Annotated in this window: 19 protein-coding genes and 1 pseudogene; 10 read left to right on the forward strand and 10 right to left on the reverse strand. The window is 72.5% G+C overall.

Annotation, left to right across the window (positions count from 1 at the left end; translation table 11 throughout):
- Positions 1 to 204: 204 nt before the first annotated feature.
- Complete coding sequence (locus tag HUV60_RS23465; RefSeq protein WP_257849199.1) at positions 205 to 987, forward strand: sulfite exporter TauE/SafE family protein; 783 nt, start codon at positions 205 to 207, stop codon at positions 985 to 987.
- Positions 988 to 1669: 682 nt separating this feature from the next.
- Here HUV60_RS23465 and HUV60_RS34030 read toward each other — a convergent pair.
- Together HUV60_RS34030 and HUV60_RS23475 are read right to left on the reverse strand one after the other, a co-directional pair.
- Entirely contained in the window at positions 1670 to 2149 is a 480-nt protein-coding gene (locus HUV60_RS34030; RefSeq protein WP_443047542.1) for a helix-turn-helix domain-containing protein, read from the reverse strand.
- A 91-nt stretch (positions 2150 to 2240) separates the two neighbouring features.
- Positions 2241 to 2968: pseudogene (locus tag HUV60_RS23475) on the reverse strand (NAD(P)-binding domain-containing protein); the annotation flags it as partial.
- Between the two features lie 156 nt (positions 2969 to 3124).
- On the opposite strand from HUV60_RS23475, the gene HUV60_RS23480 reads away from it, so the two are divergent.
- Positions 3125 to 3472, forward strand: coding sequence for a winged helix-turn-helix transcriptional regulator (locus HUV60_RS23480; protein ID WP_257849200.1), 348 nt, complete (start codon positions 3125 to 3127; stop codon positions 3470 to 3472).
- Here HUV60_RS23480 and HUV60_RS23485 read toward each other — a convergent pair.
- From HUV60_RS23485 to HUV60_RS23500, 4 genes are all read right to left on the reverse strand, one after another.
- A complete protein-coding gene (locus HUV60_RS23485) occupies positions 3410 to 4009 on the reverse strand; it encodes a class F sortase (protein WP_443047395.1) in 600 nt (199 codons plus the stop codon). The genes HUV60_RS23480 and HUV60_RS23485 overlap by 63 nt on opposite strands.
- Positions 4010 to 4215: 206 nt before the next feature.
- Complete coding sequence (locus tag HUV60_RS23490; protein ID WP_257849202.1) at positions 4216 to 4806, reverse strand: hypothetical protein; 591 nt, start codon at positions 4804 to 4806, stop codon at positions 4216 to 4218.
- Positions 4807 to 5096: 290 nt separating this feature from the next.
- Positions 5097 to 7235, reverse strand: coding sequence for a molybdopterin oxidoreductase family protein (locus HUV60_RS23495; RefSeq protein WP_257849203.1), 2139 nt, complete (start codon positions 7233 to 7235; stop codon positions 5097 to 5099).
- Positions 7236 to 7560: 325 nt separating this feature from the next.
- Positions 7561 to 8310: a SanA/YdcF family protein gene (locus HUV60_RS23500; protein ID WP_443047396.1), complete on the reverse strand. Its 750-nt coding sequence runs from the start codon at positions 8308 to 8310 to the stop codon at positions 7561 to 7563.
- A 225-nt stretch (positions 8311 to 8535) separates the two neighbouring features.
- Here HUV60_RS23500 and HUV60_RS23505 point away from each other — a divergent pair, with 225 nt between their 5' ends.
- The 6 genes from HUV60_RS23505 to HUV60_RS23530 all read left to right on the forward strand — a co-directional run bounded on the left by HUV60_RS23505 (position 8536) and on the right by HUV60_RS23530 (position 18339).
- On the forward strand, positions 8536 to 9366 hold the full coding sequence (locus tag HUV60_RS23505) for a sirohydrochlorin chelatase (RefSeq protein ID WP_257849204.1): 831 nt from the start codon (positions 8536 to 8538) through the stop codon (positions 9364 to 9366).
- 178 nt (positions 9367 to 9544) lie between these two features.
- Positions 9545 to 10891 (forward strand): deoxyguanosinetriphosphate triphosphohydrolase, encoded by a 1347-nt coding sequence (locus HUV60_RS23510; protein WP_257849206.1) that lies wholly within the window; start codon positions 9545 to 9547, stop codon positions 10889 to 10891.
- Between the two features lie 152 nt (positions 10892 to 11043).
- Positions 11044 to 12309 (forward strand): NAD(P)/FAD-dependent oxidoreductase, encoded by a 1266-nt coding sequence (locus HUV60_RS23515; RefSeq protein WP_257849207.1) that lies wholly within the window; start codon positions 11044 to 11046, stop codon positions 12307 to 12309.
- Positions 12310 to 12933: 624 nt separating this feature from the next.
- Entirely contained in the window at positions 12934 to 14874 is a 1941-nt protein-coding gene (gene dnaG, locus HUV60_RS23520) for a DNA primase (protein WP_257849208.1), read from the forward strand.
- A gap of 65 nt (positions 14875 to 14939) precedes the next feature.
- Positions 14940 to 16277, forward strand: coding sequence for an RNA polymerase sigma factor (locus HUV60_RS23525; protein WP_257849209.1), 1338 nt, complete (start codon positions 14940 to 14942; stop codon positions 16275 to 16277).
- A gap of 325 nt (positions 16278 to 16602) precedes the next feature.
- Positions 16603 to 18339, forward strand: a complete 1737-nt coding sequence (locus HUV60_RS23530) for an IS1182 family transposase (RefSeq protein ID WP_257849210.1) — start codon at positions 16603 to 16605, stop codon at positions 18337 to 18339.
- Positions 18340 to 18513: 174 nt separating this feature from the next.
- Here the strand turns inward: HUV60_RS23530 and HUV60_RS23535 are convergent, their stop codons facing one another.
- Positions 18514 to 19143, reverse strand: coding sequence for a hypothetical protein (locus HUV60_RS23535; protein WP_257849211.1), 630 nt, complete (start codon positions 19141 to 19143; stop codon positions 18514 to 18516).
- A 250-nt stretch (positions 19144 to 19393) separates the two neighbouring features.
- Here HUV60_RS23535 and HUV60_RS23540 point away from each other — a divergent pair, with 250 nt between their 5' ends.
- On the forward strand, positions 19394 to 20227 hold the full coding sequence (locus HUV60_RS23540) for an IS5 family transposase (RefSeq protein ID WP_257849212.1): 834 nt from the start codon (positions 19394 to 19396) through the stop codon (positions 20225 to 20227).
- On the opposite strand, the gene HUV60_RS23545 is transcribed toward HUV60_RS23540, so the two are convergent.
- Positions 20196 to 20711, reverse strand: coding sequence for a hypothetical protein (locus tag HUV60_RS23545; RefSeq protein WP_257849213.1), 516 nt, complete (start codon positions 20709 to 20711; stop codon positions 20196 to 20198). The genes HUV60_RS23540 and HUV60_RS23545 overlap by 32 nt on opposite strands.
- 65 nt (positions 20712 to 20776) lie before the next feature.
- On the opposite strand from HUV60_RS23545, the gene HUV60_RS23550 reads away from it, so the two are divergent.
- On the forward strand, positions 20777 to 21469 hold the full coding sequence (locus HUV60_RS23550; protein ID WP_257849214.1) for a hypothetical protein: 693 nt from the start codon (positions 20777 to 20779) through the stop codon (positions 21467 to 21469).
- A gap of 212 nt (positions 21470 to 21681) precedes the next feature.
- Here the strand turns inward: HUV60_RS23550 and HUV60_RS23555 are convergent, their stop codons facing one another.
- A complete protein-coding gene (locus tag HUV60_RS23555) occupies positions 21682 to 23610 on the reverse strand; it encodes an ABC transporter ATP-binding protein (RefSeq protein WP_257849215.1) in 1929 nt (642 codons plus the stop codon).
- Positions 23610 to 25343, reverse strand: a complete 1734-nt coding sequence (locus tag HUV60_RS23560; protein WP_257849216.1) for an ABC transporter ATP-binding protein — start codon at positions 25341 to 25343, stop codon at positions 23610 to 23612. Before HUV60_RS23560 ends, HUV60_RS23555 begins: the two co-directional genes overlap by 1 nt.
- Positions 25344 to 25416: the final 73 nt, after the last annotated feature.

Genomic DNA, 25416 nt, shown 5'->3' on the forward strand with positions numbered 1-25416 from the left:
TCCCGCGCGGAACGCTGCCCTCAGCGGGGACGGGGGGTGGGTGTGAGGGTTCGGAGCGCCGGGCCGGGGCGGCGGTGAGGAGGCGCCGACGGGGAGGCGGGGGTGATGCCGGGGTGATGCGGGGCGGCACTGTGACGACGCTCAACCTCAGGAAAAGCTCATCTTGATGGACGGCACAACTACCCGCTCCATAGGGTCACGCCCATGCCCGACATTTCGCTGACCACGGTCGTTCTCCTCTGCCTCGCGGCGCTCGCCGCCGGCTGGATCGACGCCGTGGTCGGCGGCGGCGGGCTCCTGCTCCTGCCCGCGCTGCTGCTCGGCCTGCCCGCCGGCACGCCCGCCGCGCACGCGCTCGGCACCAACAAGGCGGTCGCCATCGTCGGCACCACCGGCGCGGCGGTGACCTTCGCCCGCAAGGCACCCGTCGACGTACGGACCGCCGTACGCATCGGTCTCGCCGCCCTCGCCGGATCGTCGGGCGGGGCCTTCCTCGCCGCGGGGATGAGCACCGAGGTCCTCAAGCCGGTGATCATGGTGGTGCTGCTCGCGGTGGCCGCCTTCGTCATCCTCCGGCCCGGCTTCGGCACCGCGCCGCAGCCCGGCCCGGTCTCCCGCCGCCGCGTCCTCGCCGCGATCGGCTTCGGCGGCCTGGGCATCGGCTTCTACGACGGCCTCATCGGCCCCGGCACCGGTACGTTCCTCGTCCTGGCCCTCACCGCCCTGCTCCACCTCGACCTCGTCACCGCGTCCGCCACCGCGAAGATCGTCAACTGCTGCACCAACGCCGGCGCGCTGGCGATGTTCGCCTGGCAGGGCGCGGTGCTGTGGCAGCTGGCGGGCCTGATGGCCGTGTTCAACCTGGCGGGCGGCACCCTCGGCGCCCACACGGCCCTGAGGAAGGGCAGCGGCTTCGTCCGTGTCGTCCTGCTGGTGGTCGTCTTCGCGCTGGTGGCGAACATGGCGCACGAGCAGTGGCTGGCCTGAGCGCCGCACCCGGTGATCAGCCCGGCTGACGTGATCCCTTCGGACGGGCCGGGCTCCAGCGCCGCTCCGTGACGCGAGCGGCCGGTACCGGGGAGCGCCGCGGAACAGGACGACGCCGCCCGGGCCCCGGCCGACGACCTCCGCACGCAGATCGTCGACATGCAGGGCCGGCTGCGGGAGGCCGGGACCCGCCTCGAACACCTCGCGACCGTCCAGAAGACCAGCACCGCACTCGCTGACCGCCTCCCGGCCCGGGCCTCCGCGCCCGACCTGCCCGAGCACCCGGACCCCCGCGTCCTCGCCTTCCTCAACGGGGCCGCCGGCCCCCTTCGGGCCCGCGACATCTGCGAAGCCCCCGACCACGAACTGATGCCGAAGGACATCGGAGCCACCTGCCCGTCCCGCAGGACCGCGTCCCGCGTCCCGGGTCCGGCCGATGATACGGATGCCGCCCCGGCCGTCGTCCCGGGTCAGGTCGCCGGTGTCGAACCAGCCGGCCTCGCTCAGCTCGGCCGCGAACGCCTCGGGACGCTTGTGGTATCCGAGCGCGAGCGACGCCCCGCGCACCTTGGGCCGCCCCACGGAGCCGGTCCTGCCGGATCACGGTCGACGGGGTGGTACTCGTACCGGCGGACCCGGGCACGGCGGAGCCGGGGGCCACGAGCCCGGGTGAGGACGCGCACTACGACCCGTACGAGGTGACGACCGGGGCGATCCTGCGGCGCGTACGGGAGCGGGAACTGCCCGCCGGCACGGCCCTGCTCTTCACGGGTACGGGCATGAGCACGCTCGCCGCCCTCGCCGAGCTGGCCCGGCGCGAGCCGCGGCGCGCACTGCTGACCTCGAATCCGGCGTCGGCCTGGTGGGCGCGACGGGCGGTGGGGGAGACCGGAGAGGCGCACCACCCGCTGCTGCGGTGGCTGGAGGGCGGCGGTGTGACGGCGAGGGCCCCGGGGAGCGTGGTCGTACGCTCCCCGGGGCCCTCGCGCCGCCCGTTTGCTCGGCCGGCGAACGTCTCCGGCATGCGCCAGGCGTGCCCCATGCGACAGCCGACACCCCGTACCGTGATGATCCAGCCGCTGGAGCCGAGTTTCGTCCGGAGGCTGCTCACAAGGGTGCCGATGGTGCGGTGCCCCCAGTTGCTTCCCCAGACCCGGGACATCAGCTCTTTCCGCGGCACGACCTTTTCGGGGGGCGGCCAGGACGGGGAGCAGCTCGAACTCCGTCGACGTGACGCCGACGAGCCGGTTGTCCTGCATCGCGGGCTCAAACACCACGTCCGAGGTGTAGTCGCCGCCGCGCAGCCGCCCGGCGGTCTCGTGCACGGCCGGCGTCATCGCGGTGAGCCAGGAGGCGGGCAGGGGCGCGAAGTCCCCGGGATCGATGTCCTCCCGGCGGATCAGCGCGAAGGCGTGGGTGACACCGGCGAACAGCCCGCTCATCGCGCTCAGCAGCGCCACGTCGTGCAGCGCGGCGAACCCGGGGTCCTCCCCCTACGTACCGGGTGCCGGCCGGGACGGTGAGTGTGTTCCGGTGCTCCTCGAACAGGGGGCGCGCGCCGCTGCAGAAGACGCACGCCCCGGACTCCGGGGCTCCGATCACCGGCGGTACCGCCATGAACGACCCCGGCGTCCAGGAAACGGGCGCCGCGTGCCGTGGCTCAGGCGGCGCGGGCACGGCCCTGGGCCGGCGTTCCGGTGGTGAGGTTCGCCAGGTCCCGCCCGGCGAGGCCGGCGCCCCCGAGCGTCTCGCCGACGGAGCCGACGTCGGGCAGGCGGGCGACCACCGGGCGGTTCGCGGCCACCGCCTCGGCGGCGGTCGCGGCGACCCCCGCGCCCCCGGCGGTGCGGGCGGCGGTGCGGTTCCAGACGGTCACCGGGTGACCGGCGGCGAGCCAGGCGCGGCCGAGGGCGGTGCCCAGGGCGCCGGCGCCGAGGAGGGGCAGGGAAGCAGGAACGGGGGAGGGGGTGTTGTGGGTCATGGAGACCAGGCTCGCCGCGGGGAAGAACCTGCTCAAGTACGTACTTGGAAGTGGACGCTTACCCCGGGGAAGGGGCGCGGGCAGCGGAAGCGGACGGGGCGACGGGCATGGGGGCGGTACGGCGGCGGGGCGTATCTGTGCGGGATCGACGCGGCGGTGGACGTGATCGGCGGCAAGTGGAAGGTGCTGATGCTCTGGGCGTTGCACGAACGGCCGTACCGCTTCGGCGCCCTGCGCCGGGAACTGCCCGGGGTCACCGGGAAGGTGCCCGCCTCGCATCTGCGGGAGCTGGAGTCCGACGGCATCGTGCACCGCGAGGAGCACGACGAGACCCCGCCGCGTGTCGAGTACTCCCCGACGCCCGGGGGCACGGCGCTCAACGAGGCGCGGGAACCCCTGGGTGCGTGGGGGAGGGCGAACGTGCTGGGACCGTCCGAGGGCTCAGCGGCTGCCGGTGAGGTGGGCGTAGACGACGACGTTGCCCTGGTAGCCGGTGGCGCGTGAGTAGCCTCCGCCGCAGGTGATGATCCGCAGCTCCGGGCGCTCTGCCGCGCCGTACACCTTCTCGTCGGGGAAGTCCCGGGCGTCGTACACCTCGACGGCGTGCACGGTGAACACGGCGGTGCCGCCGTCGCGCCGGTCCACCTCGACGGTACCGCCCTTGCGCAGGGCGCCCAGGGAGTAGAAGACGGCGGGGCCCTCGGCGTTGTCGACATGGCCCGCGACGACCGCGGTGCCGCTCCCGCCGGGCGTGGTGCCTGCCTCGTACCAGCCGGCCAGGCCGGGCCGCTCGGGCGGCGGCACGTCGAGGCTGCCGGTGCCCGTCAGGCCGAGGCCCGTCAGGGGGGCGTCCACACCGATCGCGGGGATGCGGATCCGGTCGGGCGGGGAGGACGGCAGCGCGGCGGACGCCGGGTCCTGCCCGGCACCGTGCCCCGGGCCCGTGGAGTGGGCCTGGGCGGCCGACGGCTGCGGCGGGGCGCTCGTGCCGGTTCCGGCGTGCAGCAGCCACAGGCCGCAGCACAGGGTGAGCGTGCTCATCGACGCTATGACCGTGTCGCCCGGTCGCCCGGTCGCCCGGCCGGGCCTGCGCGGCATGCGGCGTATGCGGTATGTCCGGCGTATGCGGTGCATCGCTCACTGACCTCTCCAGCGTCGGCCCCGTGCCCCCTCCGGGCCGCGAGGGGCGTCGGACCCGGAGGGGGAGGGGATGCGGTACCGGCGGACGGGCGGCGGAGGGGCGCCCGTCAGATCCCGTCGCCTCTCGCCCGGCGATGCAGGAGCCAGGTACCGCCCGCGGCGGCGACGGCGAGAGCCGTCACGCCGGCCGCGGTCTGCGCGGGGTCGGTGCCCAGGGCGCCGCCGACCCCCGTCTTCACACTGCCCCGGGGGTACACCTGCTGCGCCGCGGGCGTCAGCCTGACCACCAGGTCACCGGTCACCCGCTGCCCGCCCGCCTCGCACGTCGCGACGATCTCGTACGTCCCCGGCTGCGCGCCCGGCGGTACCCGGAACCGGCCGGTCGAGTCCCGTCCGGCCGCGTCGGGACCGTCGTCGCGGGGTGCCAGCGTGAAACGGCCGGCGCCCACGGCGGTGGCATCGCCCGCGACCGTGTCGCCGTCGCCGCACGCCGAGGTGTCCACCGTCACCCGCGTGCCCGCCACGACCACGGACGGGCGCAGTTCCAGGCTCCTGGCCGGGTTTCCGGCCGGCCTGCCGTCGCCGTGGGGAGGTCCCGCGGGGGCGGTGTACGCGGCGGGCGCCGCGAACAGCCCCGCGGCGGTCACGGCGAGCGCGGGTCCGGTCAGGTTGGTCAGCCGCCGGGCGGTACCTCGCATCGATGCTCCCTCGGGCTCACGGAGGGGCCGCGCCCGCGGCACCCCCATGTGCCGCCGTCGGTCGCGTCCCCGCTAGTCCGAGGTAAAGGCCGACGGGCGCGGCCCGCTCCCTGAGGGAGCGTCAGAAATGAGGTGAATGGGTGTCAGAAAGTTCCCGCCGGAGCCCCGCCCGTACCCGTTTCGGCAGGTCACCGCAGTGCCGCGGGCCCGGCCGGGGGAAAGAACCCGAAGGGTGCGCCACGCGCCGGTGAACGGGTGAGGCGGCGGGGTACGGGTGGAGCGGCCGGAACTCAGGACCGCGCCGTCTCCACTTCCACCCGTACCGCGCACACCTTGAACTCCGGCATCCGCGACGTCGGGTCCAGGGCGGGGTTGGTGAGGGTGTTCGCGCGGCCCTCGCCCGCCCAGTGGAACGGCATGAACACGGTGTCGGGGCGGATCGCGATGGTGATACGGGCCGGTGCCACCGCCCGGCCCCGCCGGGACACCACGGCCAGCGGATCGCCCTCGGCCGCGCCGAGCCGCTCCGCGAGCCGCGGGTGCAACTGCACGAACGGGCCGGGCGCGGCCGCGTTCAGCTCGTCGACGCGCCGGGTCTGCGCACCGGACTGGTACTGCGCCACGACCCGGCCGGTGGTCAGCAGCACGGGGTACTCGTCGTCGGGCTCCTCGGCGTTCGCGCGGTGCGCGACGGGCACGAACCGGGCCCGCCCGTCCTCGGTGGCGAACCGGTCGAGGAACAGCCGGGGGGTGCCGGGGTGCACGGCACCGTCCGCCGGCACAGGTGCCTCCGCCGGCGTGGGTCCGGGGGCCGGGCACGGCCAGAACACGCCGTTGTCCTCCGCGAGCCGCCGGTAACTGATCCCGGAGTAGTCGGCGGGCCCGCCCGCGCTCGCGCGGCGCAGTTCCTCGAAGACCTCCTCGGGATCGGTCGGGAACCTCTTCTGGGGACTCGGCCCGGCGCCGAGCCGGGCGGCCAGCTCGTGCAGCACCTCGAGGTCGCTGCGCACGCCGTCCGGCGCGGGCAGCGCGCGCCGCCGCAGCAGGACCCTGCCCTCCAGGCTGGTCGTCGTGCCCGTCTCCTCCGCCCACTGCGTCACCGGCAGGACGACGTCGGCGAGCGCGGCCGTCTCCGACAGCACGACGTCGCACACCGCCAGGAAGTCCAGCGACCGGATGCGCTCCTCGACGTGCGCGGCGCGGGGCGCCGACACCACCGGGTTGGAGCCCATCAGCAGCAGCGAGCGGATGTCCCCGCCCAGCGCGTCCAGCAGCTCGTACGCGCTGCGCCCCGGGCCGGGCAGCGAGTCGGGGTCCACCCCCCAGACGCCGGCGACGTGCGCGCGCGCCGCAGGGTCGGTCAGCTTGCGGTAGCCGGGCAACTGGTCGGCCTTCTGGCCGTGTTCGCGCCCGCCCTGCCCGTTGCCCTGACCGGTCAGGCAGCCGTACCCGGACAGCGGGCGGCCCGCCCGGCCGGTCGCCAGGCACAGGTTGATCCAGGCGCCCACCGTGTCGGTGCCCTTGGCCTGCTGCTCGGGCCCGCGGGCGGTGAGCACCATCGCCGCCTCCGGCTCGCAGAACAGCCGTACGGTCTCCCGAAGCCGGGGCACCGGCACGCCGGTGATCCGCTCCACGTACTCCGGCCAGTGCGCCATCGCCGCGGCCCGGGTCTCCTCCCAGCCGGCGGTGCGTTCCCGGATGTACGCCTCGTCACTGCGGCCCTCGGCGACGACCAGGTGCAGCAGGCCCAGCGCCAGCGCGAGGTCGGTGCCGGGGCGGGTCGCCAGATGCAGATCGGCCAGCTCGGCGGTCTTCGTCCGGCGCGGGTCGACGACGATCAGCGTGCCGCCGTTCTCCTTCAGCTCGGCGAAGTAGCGCAGCGCCGGCGGCATGGTCTCCGCCGGGTTCGAACCGACGAGGATCACGCAGCCGGTCCTCGGGATGTCCTCCAGCGGGAACGGCAGCCCCCGGTCCAGCCCGAACGCCTTGATACCGGCCGCCGCCGCGGACGACATGCAGAAACGGCCGTTGTAGTCGATCTGGGAGGTGCCCAGCACCACCCGCGCGAACTTGCCCAGCGCGTACGCCTTCTCGTTCGTCAGCCCGCCGCCGCCGAACACCCCGACCGCGTCCGCCCCGTGCTCGCCGCGCGTACGGCCCAGCCCCTCGGTGATCCGGTCCAGCGCCTCGTCCCAGCCGGCGGGCACCAGCTCGCCACTCTCCCGTGACCGCACCAACGGCGAGGTCAGCCGCACGGCGGAGGACAGCACCGCCGGTGCCGTACGCCCCTTGCCGCACAGCGCGCCCCGGTTCACCGGGAAGCCCGCGCGCTCGCTCACCTGTACGGTCCCGTCCGGCGTGGGCGTCAGATTCATCCCGCACTGCAGTGCGCAGTACGGGCAGTGCGTGGGCGTCACGGTGTTCGGCATACCGCCCAGCGTGCGCCGCACGTGTTACACACCGCACCGGCCCCTGTTACACCCCCGGTACGGCGACCTCCCCGGGGGCGGGGGAGCGCGGTGAGGCCGGGAGCGGGCCTCGGCCGGCTCCTTCTCGGTGAAGGCCCGTGCTCTTCCTGCCGGCGCAGCGGGTCGGCGCCGGGCAACTGGTGCCGCGGCTGACGGGCCACCGCTTCGGTGACGTACCCGAAGACGTTGCCGGTGGGCGCTCCCGGCTCGGCGGCCTGCTCGGCCGGGAGGGCGACCGTGACGCGGGCGGTGTCCGCCGTGGTGCGGGCATGCCGCAGTACGCGCGTTACGGCCGCGGTGTCGCCGACGGGGCACGGATACCGTCGAGCGCCTGCTCCACCCCCGCCTCCCCCGGCCCGAGGAAGTGCGGGTCCGGTCGGAAGGCCGCGTCCAGGGCCGCCTTGCCCGCGGCGAGGATCTCGCGGGCGCCCCCGTAGTACCAGGTGACGTCGTGCCGGTCGTCGACGCCGACGCCGTACGAGGAGACGCCGGCCGCCTGGCACAGGGTGACCGCGCGCCGGATGTGGAAGCCCTGGCTGATCAGCACGGCCCGGTCCACGCCGAAGATCTTCTTCGCGCGCACGCACGAGTCCCAGGTGTCGAAGCCCGCGTAGTCGCTGACGATCCGCGCGTCGGGCACGCCGTGCCGGGTCAGATAGGCGCGCATCGCGTCCGGCTCGTCGTACTCCTCACGGCTGTTGTCGCCGGTGACCAGGACCACCCCGATCCTGCCCGCCCGGTACAGCTCGGCCGCCGCGTCCAGCCGGTGCGCGAGGTACGGCGACGGCTCCCCGTCCCACAGGCCCGCGCCGAAGACCACGGCGACGTCGGTGCGGGGCACGTCGGTGGTGGTGTGCAGCCGGCCCTCCGCCGCCAGACGCATCCACGTCGCCGGCAGCAGCGCCAGTACGCAGGCCACCATCCCCGCCTGCACCAGCCGCCGCCGGCCGGCCCGGGTGCGCGGCAGGCGGGGCGGACGCGGCCGGCGGAGCCATCGGGCCGCGCCCGCCCTCACACGGAGCAACAGATGAAGCATGAAACGGGCGCCCTCCCCGGTCGGTCCTCGACGTCGAAGACGCCCTCGCGCCTCCTACGGTTCAGCCGTCTGCTGTGATCAGCGGCACGGTACGGGGGTACCCGGGGGGTGAAGCCGCAGCTCGAACGGGCTCACACCGGGCGGGGGCCGTGCCGTGAACCGCCGGAAAACACCCGTCACGTCCGCGCAACGGGCAGGCAACGCCCCCCGGCGACGATCGGAGACATGACGGTGCACCCCACGACCTCGACCCCGGCCCCGCTCAGCAGCCGGCCGCCCGGGCACGGGGCGTCCGGCGGGAGCGGCCGGCGCCCTCCGTTCCCGCCACCCCCGGCCCTCGTCGTGGTGGCCCACGGCAGCCGTGATCCACGCGCGCTGAGTACCGTACGGGCGCTCCTGGACCGCGTCCGCGCGCTCCGCCCCGGTCTGCCGGTGCACCTCGGGCACATCGAGCTGAACGAGCCGCTCCTTCCCGACACCCTCGCCGGTCTGCACGCGCGGGGGACCGGTTCCGCCGTACTGGTGCCGCTGCTGTTCGGCCGCGGCTACCACGTCAAGCAGGACATCCCCGAGACGGCCGCCGCGTCGCCGCTGCCCACGCGCGTGGCCGCCCCGCTCGGCTCGCACCCGCTGCTCGTCGACGCGCTGCACGCCCGCCTGACGGAGGCCGGCTGGCGGACCCCGGCCGACGGGGCGACCCGCCGGGCGAGCGCGGTCGTGCTGGCCGCCGCCGGGTCCCGCGACCCCGAGTCGCGGACCGACACCGCCCGCACCGCCGACCTGCTCGCCCAGCGCCTCGGCGTCCCCGTGGTCCCCGCCTACGCCTCCACGGCCGCCCCCACCGTCTCCGAGGCCCTGCGCGCCCTCGCGGCCGAAGGCCGTCGCCGGGTGGCCGTCGCCTCCTGCTTCACCGCACCCGGCCGCTTCGCCACGGAGTGCGCGGCGGCCTCCCCCTGGGTCACCGCGGCCCCCCTCGGCACCCACCCCGCCATGGCCCGCCTCCTCCTCCACCGCTACACCCAGGCCCGCACGGCGCCCGTCCTGACTCCCGCATGACACGGAGGTCCACGACAGCGCCCCGTCCAGGGGTGCGCGGGGCCCGGCCCGGGACCAGGACAGCCCCGTACCCGCCGACTGCCCGTCCGGCCCCGCCCGGCGCCCCGCGCAGCCCGGCGCGGCGCGGCAGCCCTCCGTGCGTCCCTCGGCCGTCACCGCGTACCCGTAGTGTCGAGACATGGCAGGCACCCCCACCCCCACCCCCACCGGCCCTCCGGCTCAGGCGCACCCGCGGCAGAACCACACCCCGCCCCCCGGCTACGACCCGGGCTCGGCCGCCCGCTGGGCCGCCGAGCCCGACAAACGTCCCGGGCGTACCGCCTTCCAGCGCGACCGCGCGCGCGTGCTGCATTCCTCGGCCCTGCGCCGCCTGGCCGGCAAGACGCAGGTCGTCACCCCCGGAGCGGCCAGCCCGGTCTGGGACGCCAGCCCCCGCACCCGCCTCACCCACTCCCTCGAATGCGCCCAGGTGGGCCGGGAACTCGGTGCCGCCCTCGGCTGCGACCCGGACCTCGTGGAGGCCGCCTGCCTCTCCCACGACCTGGGCCACCCGGCCTTCGGCCACAACGGCGAACAGGCGCTGAACCTGTTCGCCGAGGACTGCGGTGGCTTCGAGGGCAACGCCCAGTCGCTGCGCCTGCTCACCCGCATCGAACCCAAGCGGTTCCTCACCGACCCGGAGAGCGGCGACGTCGTCAGCGTCGGCCTCAACCTCACCCGCGCCACCCTCGACGCCGCCACCAAGTACCCCTGGGCGCGAGGCGCCCACCCCACCGACCCGGCCTCCCCGAAGTTCGGTGTCTACGAGGACGACCGCCCCGTCTTCGACTGGGCCCGCGAGGGTGCCCCCGAGGGCCGTACCTGCTTCGAGGCCCAGGTCATGGACTGGGCCGACGACGTCGCCTACTCGGTGCACGACGTGGAGGACGGCCTGCACGCCGGCCACATCGACCCCAACTGCCTGCACGCCGAGCCCGAACGGCAGGAGATCTTCGCCGTCGCCGTCGGCCGGTACGCCGGCGCGGGCACCGATCCGGCGGAACTCGCCGAGGCGCTCGACCGCCTCCTCGCCCAGGAGTGGTGGCCGCACGGCTACGACGGCACAGCGGTGGCCCAGGCCCGCCTCAAGGACGCCACCAGCCAGCTCATCGGCCGCTTCTGCCTCGCCGCCGAGGGCGCCACCCGGGAGGAGTTCGGCAGGGGCCGTCTCACCCGCTACGGAGCCGAGCTGGTCGTCCCCAGGAGCATCCGTACGGAGTGCGCCGTCCTCAAGGCGGTCGCCGACCGGTACGTCATGCAGCGCGCCGAGCAGGAACAGCTCCGCGTCGACCAGCGGATCGTCGTCCTCGAACTGGCCGAGGCGCTCACCGCCCGTGCCCCCGAAGGCCTGGACCCGCAGTTCCGCACCCTGTTCACGCAGGCCCCGGACGACCGAGCCCGCAAGCGGGTGATCGTCGACCAGATCGCGTCCCTCACCGACGCCTCGGCCCGCTCGCTTCACGCCCGCCTCACTGGGCAGGCGTGAAGCAGACATGAGGGAGTACGGCACCGGGGGGCACCGGAGACGGGTGCTTGCCCGAAGGTGACCCTCCGTGGCCTGATCGGGTCACTCCCTCTTCCGGCATCACTCTGTGTGCGGGACGCTCGCACATGGCGGCACTCAAGAGGAGGCATCACGTGGTCGACGCGGATCAGACATTCGTCATCGTCGGAGGAGGCCTGGCGGGCGCGAAGGCGGCCGAGACGCTGCGGGCGGAGGGATTCACCGGCCGGGTCCTGCTGATCTGCGACGAACGGGACCGCCCGTACGAGCGGCCGCCGCTGTCCAAGGGCTTCCTGCTCGGCAAGGAGGAGCGCGACAGCGTCTTCGTGCACGAGCCCGCCTGGTACGCGCGCCACGACATCGAGCTGCACCTCGGCCAGACCGTCGACGCCGTCGACCGCGCCGCGAAGACCGTCCGCTTCGGCGAGGACGGCACCACCGTCCACTACGACAAACTGCTGCTGGCCAACGGCTCCGAGCCCCGCCGCCTGGACATCCCGGGGACGGACCTCGTCGGCGTCCACCACCTGCGCCGCCTCGCGCATGCCGAGCGGCTCAAGGGCGTCCTGGCCTCCCTCGGCCGGGACAACGGCCACCTGGTGATCGCCGGCGCCGGCTGGATCGGCCTGGAGGCCGCCGCGGCGGCCCGCGAGTACGGCGCGGAGGTCACCGTCGTCCACCGCGGACCCACCCCGCTGCACTCCGTCCTCGGCCCCGAGCTCGGCCAGCTCTTCGCCGACCTGCACAGCGGGCACGGCGTCCGCTTCCACTTCGGCGCCGCCCTCACCGGGATCACCGGCCAGGACGGCGTCGTCCTCGCCGCCCGCACCGACGACGGCGAGGAGCACCCGGCGCACGCGGTCCTCGCGGCGATCGGCGCCGCCCCGCGCACCGGCCTCGCCCAGGCGGCGGGCCTGGACCTCGCCGACCCCGCGGACGGCGGCGGCATCCGGGTCGACGACCGGCTGTGCACCTCCGACCCCGACATCCACGCCGCCGGTGACGTCGCCTCCTTCCCGCACGCCCTCTTCGGCACCCGGCTGCGCGTCGAGCACTGGGCCAACGCCCTCAACGGCGGCCCGGCCGCGGCCCGCGCGATGCTCGGCCGGGAGGTCACCTACGACCGGGTCCCGTACTTCTTCAGCGACCAGTACGACCTGGGCATGGAGTACTCCGGCTGGGCCCCGCCCGGCTCCTACGACCAGGTCGTGATCCGGGGCGACGCGGGCAAGCGGGAGTTCGTCGCCTTCTGGGTGAAGGAGAGCAGGGTGCTGGCCGGCATGAACGTCAACGTGTGGGACGTCACCGCCCCGATCCAGCGGCTGATCACCTCCCGGACCCAGGTGGACACGGACTCCCTGGCGAACCCACGCGTCCCACTGGAAAGCCTGGTCCCCTGACGGCCGGCGGAGGCCGCGCGCCCCGACGGCCGGGGACACCGGCGCTCAGGCGTTCGGCCTCGGCCCCGTGGCCGCCGTCCGGCAGGACCGTGTGCCGTACCCCCCGGCGGACACCCGCGCCCCGTCGGCCGCCGGGGCGCGGGTGTCCCGGCCGGCTGAGGCGCCTGCATGCTGTCGGCCGGCCGGCGGAATGCCTGTGCTCCTGTGGGCCGGTGGGGACATGGCTGTTTCCGTCGGCCGGCCGGGGCGCCCGTGTTTCGGTCGGCCGCCGGGGCGCGGGTGTCCCGGCCGGCTGAGGCGCCTGCATGCTGTCGGCCGGCCGGCGGAATGCCTGTGCTCCTGTGGGCCGGTGGGGACATGGCTGTTTCCGTCGGCCGGCCGGGGCGCCCGTGTTTCGGTCGGCCGACGGGGCGCGGGTGTCCCGGCCGGCTGAGGCGCCTGCATGCTGTCGGCCGGCCGGCGGAATGCCTGTGCTCCTGTGGGCCGGTGGGGACGCCGGCACTTCCGTCGGCCGGCCGGGACGCACGGCCCCGCGGGCATCCGCACCCCGCCGACGGGGAACCGCACACCGGCGGGGCGGGTGCCCCGGGGCCGGCTGTCGGCGGACCGCCGTAGACTTCACGCGTGGCTGGGCGGATCAACGACGAGGACGTGAAGGCGGTACGGGACGCGGTCCCGATCGACGCCGTGGTGTCCGAGTACCTCCAGCTCAAGGGTGCGGGCGGCGGGAACCTCAAGGGCCTGTGCCCCTTCCACGACGAGAAGTCGCCCTCCTTCCAGGTGAGTCCGAGCAAGGGGTTCTTCCACTGCTTCGGCTGCCAGGAGGGCGGCGACACCATCACGTTCGTGATGAAGATCGACCACCTCTCCTTCTCCGAGGCGGTCGAGCGGCTCGCCGCCCAGGCCGGCATCACCCTGCGCTACGAGGAGGGCGGGTACAACCCCGCCCACCAGCGCGGCGAGCGCATCCGTCTGGTCGAGGCCCACCAGATCGCCGCCGAGTGGTACACGGAACAGCTCGCGACCTCCGCCGAGGCGGACACCGGCCGCACCTTCCTCGCCGAGCGCGGCTTCGACCAGGGCGCCGCCCAGCACTTCTCCGTCGGCTACAGCCCCCAGGGCTGGGACCACCTCACCCGCTTCCTGCGCGGCAAGGGCTTCACCGACAAGGAGCTGATCCTCTCCGGCCTCTCCCAGGACGGCCGCCGCGGTCCGATCGACCGCTTCCGCGGCCGCCTGATGTGGCCCATCCGAGACATCGCCGGCGACGTCGTCGGCTTCGGCGCCCGCAAGCTCTACGAGTCGGACAACGGACCGAAGTACCTCAACACCCCCGACACGGCGATCTACAAGAAGTCCCACGTCCTCTACGGCATCGACCTGGCGAAGAAGGACATCGCGAAGTCGTCCCGCGCGGTCGTCGTCGAGGGGTACACCGACGTCATGGCCTGCCACCTGGCCGGGGTCACCACCGCCATCGCGACCTGCGGCACCGCGTTCGGCACCGACCACATCAAGATCCTGCGCCGGCTGCTGATGGACAACGGCTCGGCCCGAGTGATCTTCACCTTCGACGGTGACTCGGCCGGACAGAAGGCGGCCCTGCGCGCCTTCGAGGACGACCAGAAATTCGCCGCCGAGACCTACATCGCCATCGCGCCCGACGGCATGGACCCCTGCGACCTGCGCCTCGCCAAGGGCGACGACGCGGTCGCCGACCTCGCCGAACCACGCACCCCGCTCTTCGAGTTCGCGCTGCGCCACATCGTGGGCCGCTACGACCTGGACACCCCGGCCGGCCGGGCCGCCGCCCTCGACGAGGCCGCCCCCGTCGTCGCCCGCATCAAGAACAGCGGCGCCCAGCACGAGGTCGCCGTCCAGCTCGCGGGCATGCTCGGCATCCTCGACACCCAGTTCGTGGTCAAGCGGGTGGCGCAGCTCGCCCGCTGGGCCCGCGACCGCGGCGGAAAGGGCCCCGCCCCCGACCGGCAGCAGCGCGGCGGGGGCGGCGGTGGTAGCCCGCAGCAGTACGGCTCCGCCCCGGCACCGGCCCTCCCGCGCGGCCCCGCGCTCAACCTGCGCAACCCCGTCTTCGCCACCGAACGCGAACTGCTCAAGCTCGCCCTCCAGCGCCCCGAACTGGTCTCCCCGGCCTTCGACGCGTATGGCCTCGACGAGTTCACCGCCCCGGTGTACGCGGCGGTGCGCCAGGCCGTCCTGGACGCGGGCGGCGCCGAATCCGGCGTCCCCGACCCGCAGGACTATCTGGTCCGCGTCCGGGAGGCCGCCCCCGACGACGCCGTCCGTGCCATGGTCACCGAACTCGCCGTCGAGGCGATCATGCTGCACCGGGGCGTCAAGGAGGTCGACGAGACGTACGCGGGCGCCCAGCTGGTCACCGTCCGCCGCCGCGCCGTCGAGCGCCGCATCCGTGAGATCACCGGCCGGCTGACCCGCGTCGCCTCCCAGGGCGACCCGGCCGAACTGGCCTCCGTGCAGAACGAACTGTGGGTCCTCCAGCAGTACGACCAGGCCCTGCGCGAACACGGCGCGGCGGCGCTGTAGGCAGTCCGTAACCGCCGGGTCACCGCGCGGAAGCAAAAAGTCGTCGCACGCCCCTCGTGGGGAGGATGTGCCGTACCCCACACTGGGGTGCGGTACCCGAGTCCTCGGAGCGCGGCCGACCCGTCCCCGGCGGGTCGCGGACCCCCGCGGCTGCGCTCGTCGCGTACGGGACGAACAGCGGCGAGGCCGCCGACTCCGTCCCCGAAGTACCGCTGCCGCCCCCCTCGGCAGCGATCATCCTGGAGGTCGCCCCGGTGCAGACCCAGATCCAGACCCTCGCCCAGTCCGCCGCGCGTACGGCCGGTGCGCGGCCCGACGCGGACGTCCTGGTGGCGGTGCCCGCGCAGAGCCGGGCCGCACATCACCCCGAGACGGAGGGCGAACCCCCGTCCGAGGATCTTGAACCGGGGGGCCCGGCGGCGGCCTCGGACCCCGTGGACCCCGCGGACCCGGTGGAGGCGGCCCCGCCGCCGGTGCGTGCCGAGTCAGGCAGCGCCTCCTCGGACCTGTTCCGCCAGTACCTGCGGGAGATCGGCCGCATCCCGCTGCTCACCGCGGCCGAGGAGGTCGAGCTCGCCTGCCGTGTCGAGGCCGGACTGTTCGCCGAAGAGAAGCTGCGGCTCGCCTCCGACCTGGACAGCAGGCTCGCCCTCGACCTGGACCGGCTCGTCGTCATGGGCCGGATGGCCAAGCGGCGGCTGATCGAGGCCAACCTGCGGCTCGTCGTCTCCGTCGCCAAACGGTACGTGGGCCGCGGGCTGACCATGCTGGACCTGGTGCAGGAGGGCAACCTCGGCCTGATCCGGGCCGTGGAGAAGTTCGACTACGCACGCGGCTACAAGTTCTCCACCTACGCCACCTGGTGGATCCGCCAGGCCATGTCCCGCGCGCTCGCCGACCAGGCCCGCACCATCCGCGTCCCCGTGCACGTCGTCGAACTCATCAACCGCGTCGTCCGCGTCCAGCGCCGCATGCTCCAGGAGCGAGGCCGTGAACCCACCGCGGACGAGGTCGCCGCCCAGCTCGGCCTGACCCCCGAGCGGGTCGGCGAGGTGCTGCGGCTCGCCCAGGAACCCGTCTCCCTGCACGCCCCGGTGGGCGAGGAGGACGACGTCGCCCTCGGCGACCTCATCGAGGACGGCGACGCCGCGAGCCCCGTCGAGTCGGCCGCGTTCCTGCTGCTGAGGGAGCACCTGGAGGCGGTCCTGTCGACGCTGGGGGAGCGTGAGCGCAAGGTCGTCCAACTCCGCTACGGCCTGGTCGACGGACGGCCCCGCACCCTGGAGGAGATAGGCCGCATCTTCGGCGTCACCCGCGAGCGCATACGCCAGATCGAGTCCAAGACCCTCGGCAAACTCCGCGACCACACCTTCGCCGACCAACTGCGGGGCTACCTGGAGTGAGGCCGAGGCCATGGCGGCGATCGTCCGCTCGTGGCTCGGGTCCATGCGCACCACGGACCACAGGCGTAGAGGGAGTACGCGTTTTCACCGACGCCGAACCCGCCGCATTCTGCCGTCGTCCTCAACACTGTTGCGTTTATGTCCGTGAGCGGTTCGCAAGTCCGTGCTCGAAGAACGTGACGGTGGCGTGGACGGTGTAGTTCTGGCTGGTCGTGGGGTGTTGTCCAGGGTGACTCTGGTGCGCAATTCCTGACTGTGCGTCTGGTGGTTGCGGCATGATCGTTCCTGCGGGCGTTTCCTCCGTCTACGGCCGCAGGGGTGAGAGATGTCGATACGTCCCAAGGACCTGCCGCCGGTCCCCGAGCAGACCGCGGCCGTGGCCCGTAAGGCGTTCCCCAAGGGGAGCTTGGCGATACGCGTGCGCGACCACCTCGGCGGGGTCTTCACCGATCAGCCGTTCGCCGGGGCGTTCGGTACGCGCGGCGCCCCGGGGCTGTCGCCGGGTGTGTTGTCGCTGGTGACGGTGCTGCAGTTCGCCGAGAACCTGACCGACCGGCAGGCCGCGGCCATGGCGGTGCGGGCCATCGACTGGAAGTACGCCCTCGGGATGGAGCTCGCCGACACCGGCTTCGACCACACAGTGCTGCCCCGCTTCCGCGCCCGCCTTGCCGAACACGGCTTGGAGCGCGCCGTGTTCGACCGGCTGCTGGAGCACTGCAAGGAGGCCGACCTGGTGGCCGCCGGCGGCAAGCAGCGCACCGACGCCACCCATGTCATCAGCGCGGTACGGGACCTGAACCGCACGGAGCTGGCCGGGGAGAGCGTCCGCGCGGCTCTGGAGGCCCTCGCGTCCGCGGCCCCGTCCTGGCTGGCCGACACGATCGACGTGGCGGAGTTCGCCCACCGCTACGGCGAGCGGATCAACGGCTGGACGATGCCGTCGTCCCGGACCAGGCGGGAGAAGCTGGCCCACGTCTTCGGCCAGGACGCCCTGACGCTGTGCCGGGCGGCCTACGCGCCTGCCGCCCCGCCCTGGATCCGCGACATCGAGGCCGTGCAGACCCTGCGGCAGGTGCTGGTGCAGACCTACTGCCTGCACACCGATGCGCGCGGGCGGGAGGTGGTCAGGAAGCGGGAGGCCGAGACGGACGGCGTCCCGCCCGGCAGTATCCGCCTGGCCTCCCCCTACGACACCGACGCGCGCTGGGCCGCCAAGGGCGAGGACCTGTTCTGGTACGGCTACAAGATCCACCTGACCGAGAGCTGCCACGCTCCGGCCGAAGCCGAAGCCGAAGCCGAAGCCGAAGCCGAAGCCGAAGCCAGGGCCGACATCCTGCCTCCGAACCTGATCACCGATGTGATGACCACCGACGCCACTGTGCCGGACGTGAAGGCGACCGCCCCCATCCAGCAGCGGCTCGACGAGCACGGACTGCGGCCCGGTGAGCACTACCTGGACTCCGGCTACCCTTCTGCCGGCCTCGTCCACGACGCCGCGAAGCAGGGCACCGACATGGTCACCCCGGCCCTGCTCGACCACTCGGCGCAGGCCAAGGCCGCGAGCGGCTTCGACAAGGCCGCCTTCACCGTCGACTGGAAGACCCGCCAGGCCCGCTGCCCCGAAGGGCGGACCAGCAGCGGCTGGTATCCCGTCACCCAGCACGGCCGCGACGCCATCGTCGTGGAATTCGCCAAGGCCGACTGCCGCACCTGCCCCTCCCGCGGCAAGTGCACCGCAGCGGCCCGCGGCAACCGCATGCTCACGCTGCGGCCGAAGGAACTGCATGAAACCCTCGCCGCCGCCCGCGCCGAGCAGAAGACCGACTCCTTCAAGACCCGGTACAAGCTGCGGGCCGGGGTGGAGGGCACCATCAACCAGGCCCTGGACGTCACCGGGATCCGCCGGGCCCGCTACCGCGGACTGCCCAAGGTCCGCCTCCAACACGCCTTCTCCGCCGCCGCTATCAACATCGTGCGACTCGACGCCTACTGGAGCGCGCATCCCCTGGACCGCCACCGAACCAGCCGCCTCACCCGCCTCAGCTACCAACTCACCAGCTGACCAACGGAATTGCGCACCAGAGTCCAGGGTCCCGGCAAAGTCGCCCTGTAGCGCTGTGACGTGGGGTTTTGTGGTGGGGTAGAGGCGCGCGGGCGTGTTCCGGTCCGGTTGGATGGAGGTTCCTACGCCGTACCGTCCGACCAGGGGATCACGCCCGCGCCATGTCATCGTCTCTCATCCCCGCGCCAGGGCCCCGGCAAAGTCGTTGATCATGCCGTCAGGAACAGATTGATGGGGCGGTCGGTGTCGCGTGCGTGATGCCGTAGGGCGGCGGCGATGTTGTGGTGGCCGTCCAGGCGGAGCACTTACGGGGAGCAGCCATGGTCGGCATCCTTCCGGGTCTTCGATGTCTCCATCAAACCCGGGGCGATTCAGCTGTGTTCCTGCATCGGTGCCGGTGGTGCCTGGGGCCCCCTGCTTGGCAACCCGGCCTTGGTCGTCGTACTGCGTGGTGGTGATGGCGAGGCCGGCCGGGTCTTGGACCACCTGGGTGGGCAAGCCCTTGGCCCAGTCGTAACCGACTGTGGTCAGCTGCGCATCCGCCATGACGGCCGGGTGCTCACGGACCTGGGCGCCTTCATTTGTGCTGGTGATCTGGTTGCTGGTGACTGCGTTGTCGCCTGCGGGACGGCCCTCGTCGTAGCGTTTGCTGGTCCAGCTCCGTGCGATGACGGAGGTGCCCTTAGCCACGAGAGTGGTGTTGCCCGACTGCAGGTCCTTGACCAGTTCGACACGGCCGAGCGGCCCGAACTTCTCTCGTTCCTGAGTGCCGCTGTCGTCAGAAGCCGTATTCCTATCGATCATGGATGCGGTTCTGATCGAACACCGGGGTTGGCCGGGTGATTTCGGGTCACGGAGCGCATGAAGACAGGGCCTCCTGCGCAGCACGAGGGGTGTTGAGTCCAAACCGTGCGCCCCGGAGGCCCTGATGTCGCAGTTGTACGCGGTTACGTCCCTGGAGTTCGACTCGGCGCGCTCGGTGTGCGATTGCCTCGCTCACCGGTTCGGGAACGCGGCCGATCGGCCGGGGAGGGCCCCGGTCTACCACTCGGATATGACGGACGCCCAGTGGGCGGTGGTCCGTGATGCGATGCCGACACCGGGCTGGCTGGAGGGGAGGGGCGGCCGGCCGGAGGGCTACTGCCACCGGCAGATGATCGACGCGGTCTTCTACGTCACCGACAACGGCACGAAGTGGCGGTCCCTGCCGGTGGACTTCCCGCCCTGGGACCGGGTCTACGCCTTCTCCCGCAGGTGGCGGAAGAACGATCTGCCCAAGGAACTGCACGACCGGCTGCGCGACAAGGTCCGCCTCGCCGAGGGCCGGGATGTGGAGCCGACCGCGGGGATCATCGACTCGCAGTCGGTGAAGGCGGCAGCCTCGGTGCCCGCCGCGTCACGCGGATACGACGGCGGGAAGAAGATCAACGGCAGGCGCCGGCACGTCATCACCGACTGTCTCGGCACGATCCTGATGGTCATGGTGACCGCCGCGAACGTCACCGACCGCCAGGCGGCCCGGATCATGCTGCCCGGGCTGCGGGAGAGGTTCCGCGAGCTCACCCTGGTGTGGGCCGACGGCGGATACACCGGCCGCCTCGTGGACTGCGCGAAGGAGGAACTGCAGCTCACCCTGCAGATCGTCAAACGCAGTGACGACATGAAGGGCTTCGTGGTGCTGTCGCGCCGGTGGGTGGTGGAGAGGACGCTGGGATGGCTGATGCGCTCGCGTCGCCTGGTCCGGGACTTCGAGGCCCTGCCCGAAAGCAGCGAGGCGTTCATCTACTGGTCGCAGACCATGCTCATGAGCCGCCGCCTGGCCCGCACCACCCGCACCACCCGCACCACTGTGCCTGTCAGTTCGCCCGTGACGACGCTCGCGGCTTGAACCTGCCCTCCGGGGTCCGCTCCGCCCAGTCCCTCTCGGCCAGCCGCTTCGCTCTCGACCGCACCCCTTCGATCTTCGCCGCTGTCAGCTCCAGCCCCAGCCTGGCCGTCATCTCCTTCGCCTGCATGCCCTCCACGCCGAGCCCGGGCTCGGCCTCCAACAGCTCCACGATCTTCCGGTACTCCGACGACAGTGACACAGCCGTCATGCCCTCCCGCCGCTCCGGCACTCTCGACCGGTCGACCGGGGCCTTGCCCACCGGCGGCGGCCGCTGACCAGGCACGTCCGACGCCGGCACGTCTCCCACCTCCTCAGGAACGGCCAGCGCTTCGGACAGTTCTTCCCGCGCGATGACCCGGCGCTCCAGCACCATTTCGGCTTCACCCAGAGCGGCCAGGATCCGGTCCGCCTCCGCCTGAAGCTCCTCCACGGCCACCCGGGCCACCCGCTCCCGCTCCTCCAGCAAGCCCCTCACCGATGACACCGACCGCCTCCACACCGCCCTCGACGAACAGAACGGTCCAAGCCTCCCTCGGCAACACCGAAACCATGCCTGAGCAGCGAAAAGTCGGCGATCACATCCGAAAAGACAACAGCTTCTCAGGCGATCCGGCCGGCGTCGAGCAGGAGATGTGGGCCCTTCTCACGCTCTACCAGGCCCTGCGAACCCTGATGGTCGAGGCCGCCGAGTCCCGTCCCGGCACCGACCCGGACCGCTGCTGCTTCACCGTCGCCCTCCAGACCGCCCGTGACCAGGTCGTCCAGGCCGTCGGCATCGTCACCGTCCCCGCCGACATCGGTCGCGGCGGGCTGATCGGGCACCGGATCCTCGCCCGTCTCCTCCCGCCCCGACGGCGGCGGGTCAGCACCCGCAAGGTCAAGTCGCCGATGTCCCGGTACAACACCCGTCACGACGACGGCAGACCCGACACCAGCTGCACCATCACCGGCCTCGACATCAGCGTCCTCGTACCTCGCGACCCACACCCCCAACTCCCCGCCATCTCCCGCGACGACCGGAACACCGCCCTCGCCGACCGCCGCCGACACCGGATCCTTGGTCTGCTCGAGGAAGACCCCACCCGCCTCTGGCGCCCTCGCGACATCGCCTCCCACTTCGGCGACATCATCATGGAGACCATGTACCGGCAGCTCTCCAGATGGGCCGAGACCGGCCTCATCCACAAACTTGTCCCCGGCCTCTGCGCCGCCACTGCATGGACCCCAACACCCCTTGCGTGACCTGTAAAAACGTTAACTACCCGGCCTTGGGGAAAGGCCCCCTCCCCTGTCGCCGTCTTCGGCCGGCAGGGCCTGGCCGCGCACAAGCGCGCGGGCGTCGTACCGGACGAGGTGATCACCGTCCAGCTGAGGAAGCCGACGGAGACGGCCGGGACGGGCTGAGCGCCGGCGGCGTCACGCTGCCGTGACGCCGCCGGCCGGGCACGGGCCCGTCAGTCCACCTCCACTGCCGCCTGCGCGAACTGCGCCCGGTACAACCGGGCGTAGGCTCCGCCGGCCGCCAGCAGCTTCTCGTGGGCGCCCTGTTCGACGATCGAGCCGTTCTCCATGACGAGGATCGTGTCCGCGTCCCGGATCGTGGAGAGCCGGTGTGCGATGACGAACGACGTCCGCCCGTGGGCCAGTCCGGCCATCCCCTTCTGGATCAGCACCTCGGTCCGGGTGTCCACGGAACTCGTCGCCTCGTCCAGCACCAGGATCACCGGATCGGACAGGAACGCCCGCGCGATGGTGATGAGCTGCTTCTCACCGGAGCTGACCCCGCTGCCCTCGTCGTCGATCACCGTGTCGTACCCGTCCGGCAGCGTGCGGACGAACCGGTCGGCGTGGGCCGCCCGCGCCGCCTCCTCGATCTCCTCGTGGGTGACCTTCCGCGAGGCGCCGTACGCGATGTTCTCCGCGATGGTGCCGCCGAACAGCCAGGTGTCCTGGAGCACCATGCCGACCCCGGCCCGCAGCTCGTCCCGGGACATGCGCGCGATGTCGACGCCGTCGAGCGTGATGCGCCCGCCGGACACCTCGTAGAACCGCATCAGCAGGTTCACCAGCGTCGTCTTGCCCGCGCCGGTCGGGCCGACGATCGCGACCGTCTGACCCGGCTCCACCGTGAGCGACAGGTCCTCGATCAGCGGTTTCTCCGGCTCGTACCGGAACGAGACGTGCTCCAGCGCCACCCGCCCGCGCAGCTCGGCCGGCTTCTCGGCCGGCGAGAGGTCGGCCCCCTGCTCCTCGGCGTCGAGCAGCTCGAAGACCCGCTCCGCCGAGGCGACACCCGACTGCACCAGGTTCGCCATCGAGGCGACCTGCGTCAGCGGCATCGAGAACTGCCGCGAGTACTGGATGAACGCCTGCACGTCGCCGATGGACAGCGCGCCCGACGCGACCCGCAGCCCGCCGACGACCGCCACCAGCACATAGTTGAGGTTCGACACGAAGAGCATCAGCGGCTGCATGACGCCGCTGTTGAACTGCGCCTTGAAACCGGCCTCGTACAGCGCGTCGTTCTCCTCGGCGAACCGCTTCGCCGACTCCTCCTGGCGCCCGAACACCTTCACCAGGGTGTGTCCGGTGTACATCTCCTCGATGTGCGCGTTGAGCTTTCCCGTCGTACGCCACTGCTGCACGAAGTGCGGCTGCGACCGCTTGCCCACGCGGGTGGCGACCACGAACGACAGCGGCACCGTCACCAGCGCCACCAGCGCGAGGATCCAGGACACGTAGAACATCATCGCCAGCACCCCGATGATGGTCAGCAGCGAGTTGATCAGCTGGCCCATCGTCTGCTGGAGCGTCTGCCCGAGGTTGTCGATGTCGTTGGTCGCCCGGCTCAGCACCTCACCGCGCTGCCGCTTGTCGAAGTACGACAGCGGCAGCCGCGACAGCTTCGTCTGCACGTCCTCACGCATCCGGTACATGGTGCGGTTCACGGCGCCGTTGACCAGCCGCGTCGCCACCGCCATCAGCAGGCCGGCGACCACGAACACCGCCAGGGCGAACAGCAGGACGTTGCCCACGGCCGTGAAGTCGATGCCCTCGCCCGGCGTGAAGTCGGTGCCGCGGAGCATGTCCGCGACACCGCCCTCACCGCGCTCCCGCATCGACTCCAGCACCTGCTCCTTGGTGACCCCGGCCGGCATGTCCCGTCCGACGATGCCCGCGAAGACCAGGTCGGTCGCCCGGCCGAGGATCTTCGGCCCGATCACGCTGAGCCCCACGCTCAGCACCACGCAGGCCAGCAGCCCGTAGAGGGTCAGGCGTTCCGGCCCGAACCGCCTGACGAGCCGTGTGCCCGACTCCTTGAAATGCAGCGACTGGTGGTCGGGGCCCGCCCCGGCCCCGGCCCGCGCCATGGCCCCGGCCATCAGGCGGCCTCCGCTTCCGTCAGCTGGGAGAGCACGATCTCCCGGTAGGTCTCGTTGTCCGCCATCAGTTCGTGGTGCCGGCCGGTGCCGGCGACCCGGCCCCCGTCCAGGACCACGATCCGGTCGGCGTCCCGGATGGTCGCCACCCGCTGGGCGACGATCACCACCGTCGCATCGGCGGTCTCCTCGGCCAGGGCCGCCCGCAGTGCCGCGTCGGTCGCGTAGTCGAGCGCGGAGAAGGAGTCGTCGAAGAGATAGATCTCGGGACGCTGCACCAGCGTCCGTGCGATCGCGAGCCGTTGGCGCTGGCCGCCGGAGACGTTCGTCCCACCCTGCGCGATCGGCGCGTCGAGCCCGCCCTCCAGCCGCTCCACGAACTCCCTGGCCTGCGCCACCTCCAGCGCGTGCCACAACGCGGCGTCCGTGGCATCCGGATGGCCGTACCGCAGATTCGTCGCCACCGTCCCCGCGAACAGGTACGGCTTCTGCGGCACCATCCCGACCGTCCTCGCGAGCAGCGCCGGATCGAGGTCCGCGACGGGTACGCCGTCCACCAGGACCTCGCCGTCGGTCGCGTCGAACAGCCGGGGGACCAGCCCGAGCAGCGTCGACTTGCCGCTTCCGGTCGAGCCGATGACGGCGGTGACCTCGCCCGGCCGGGCCACCAGGTCCACCGACTTCAGCACCGGCTCCTCGGCACCCGGGAAGCGGAAGCCGCCGCCCCGGATCTCCAGATGGCCGTGCCGGGGCAGCTCGGTGACGGGCGCGGCGGGCGGTACGACGCTGGAGGAGGTCTCCAGCACCTCCTGGACGCGCTCGGCGCACACCTCGGCCCGCGGCACCATCATGAACATGAAGGTGGCCATCATCACGGCCATGACGATCTGCATCAGATAGGCGAGGAACGCGGTCAGGTCACCGATCTGCATGCCACCGCTGTCGATCCGGTGCGCGCCGAACCACACCACCGCGATCGACGACAGGTTCACCACCGTCATCACCACGGGAAACATCAGCGCCAGCAGATTGCCGGTGCCGAGCGACACCTCGGTCAGCTCGGCGTTGGCCCTCCCGAACCGCCGCTGCTCGTAGGCGTCCCGGACGAACGCCCGGATCACCCGGTTGCCGGTGATCTGCTCGCGCAGCACCCGGTTCACCGTGTCGAGCCGTTCCTGCATGGTCCGGAACAGCGGACGCAGCCGCCGCACGATCAGCGTCACCGAGACGCCCAGCACCGGCACCACCGCGACCAGCACCCCGGACAGCGGGACGTCCAGACCGAGCGCCATCACGATGCCGCCCAGACACATGATCGGTGCCGACACCATCAGCGTGAACGTCATCAGGGCCAGCATCTGGATCTGCTGGACGTCGTTCGTCGTACGGGTGATCAGCGAGGGCGCGCCGAAGTGGCCGACCTCACGCGCGGAGAACGACTGCACCCGGTCGAAGACGGCCCCGCGCACGTCCCGCCCGAGCGCCGCCGCGGTCCGGGCGCCGTAGTACACGGCAGCGACGTTGCACACGACCTGTGCCAGCGAGATGCCGATCATCAGGGCGCCGTAGGACAGGATGTAGCCGGTGTCCCCCTTGACGACACCCTCGTCGATGATGCCGGCGTTGAGGGTGGGCAGGTAGAGCGTGGCGCAGGTCTGCAGGAACTGCAGCAGCACCAGAAGGACGATGGGTCTTTTGTACGGCCGCAGGTAAGCCCGCAGTAGTCGTATCAGCACGCTGAATCTCTCGGGTGGTCGGCGGGGGCCAGTGGTTGCCCCTGGCCCCTATCGTCGGACACTCCACCCGCGT

It is taken from the genome of Streptomyces sp. KMM 9044, assembly GCF_024701375.2.
Lineage (GTDB): Bacteria > Actinomycetota > Actinomycetes > Streptomycetales > Streptomycetaceae > Streptomyces.

Excerpts from the sequence above, each read along its gene's own strand:
- HUV60_RS23510 (WP_257849206.1), top strand. The coding sequence starts at position 9,545 with ATGGCAGGCACCCCCACCCCCACCCCCACCGGCCCTCCGGCTCAGGCG.
- HUV60_RS23505 (WP_257849204.1), top strand. The coding sequence starts at position 8,536 with ATGACGGTGCACCCCACGACCTCGACCCCGGCCCCGCTCAGCAGCCGG.
- HUV60_RS34030 (WP_443047542.1), bottom strand. The coding sequence starts at position 2,149 with ATGTCCCGGGTCTGGGGAAGCAACTGGGGGCACCGCACCATCGGCACC.
- HUV60_RS23555 (WP_257849215.1), bottom strand. The coding sequence starts at position 23,610 with ATGGCCGGGGCCATGGCGCGGGCCGGGGCCGGGGCGGGCCCCGACCAC.
- HUV60_RS23540 (WP_257849212.1), top strand. The coding sequence starts at position 19,394 with ATGACGGACGCCCAGTGGGCGGTGGTCCGTGATGCGATGCCGACACCG.
- HUV60_RS23525 (WP_257849209.1), top strand. The coding sequence starts at position 14,940 with ATGTGCCGTACCCCACACTGGGGTGCGGTACCCGAGTCCTCGGAGCGC.
- HUV60_RS23530 (WP_257849210.1), top strand. The coding sequence starts at position 16,603 with ATGTCGATACGTCCCAAGGACCTGCCGCCGGTCCCCGAGCAGACCGCG.
- HUV60_RS23500 (WP_443047396.1), bottom strand. The coding sequence starts at position 8,310 with ATGCTTCATCTGTTGCTCCGTGTGAGGGCGGGCGCGGCCCGATGGCTC.
- HUV60_RS23550 (WP_257849214.1), top strand. The coding sequence starts at position 20,777 with ATGCCTGAGCAGCGAAAAGTCGGCGATCACATCCGAAAAGACAACAGC.
- HUV60_RS23495 (WP_257849203.1), bottom strand. The coding sequence starts at position 7,235 with ATGCCGAACACCGTGACGCCCACGCACTGCCCGTACTGCGCACTGCAG.
- HUV60_RS23485 (WP_443047395.1), bottom strand. The coding sequence starts at position 4,009 with ATGAGCACGCTCACCCTGTGCTGCGGCCTGTGGCTGCTGCACGCCGGA.
- HUV60_RS23490 (WP_257849202.1), bottom strand. The coding sequence starts at position 4,806 with ATGCGAGGTACCGCCCGGCGGCTGACCAACCTGACCGGACCCGCGCTC.
- HUV60_RS23465 (WP_257849199.1), top strand. The coding sequence starts at position 205 with ATGCCCGACATTTCGCTGACCACGGTCGTTCTCCTCTGCCTCGCGGCG.
- HUV60_RS23535 (WP_257849211.1), bottom strand. The coding sequence starts at position 19,143 with ATGATCGATAGGAATACGGCTTCTGACGACAGCGGCACTCAGGAACGA.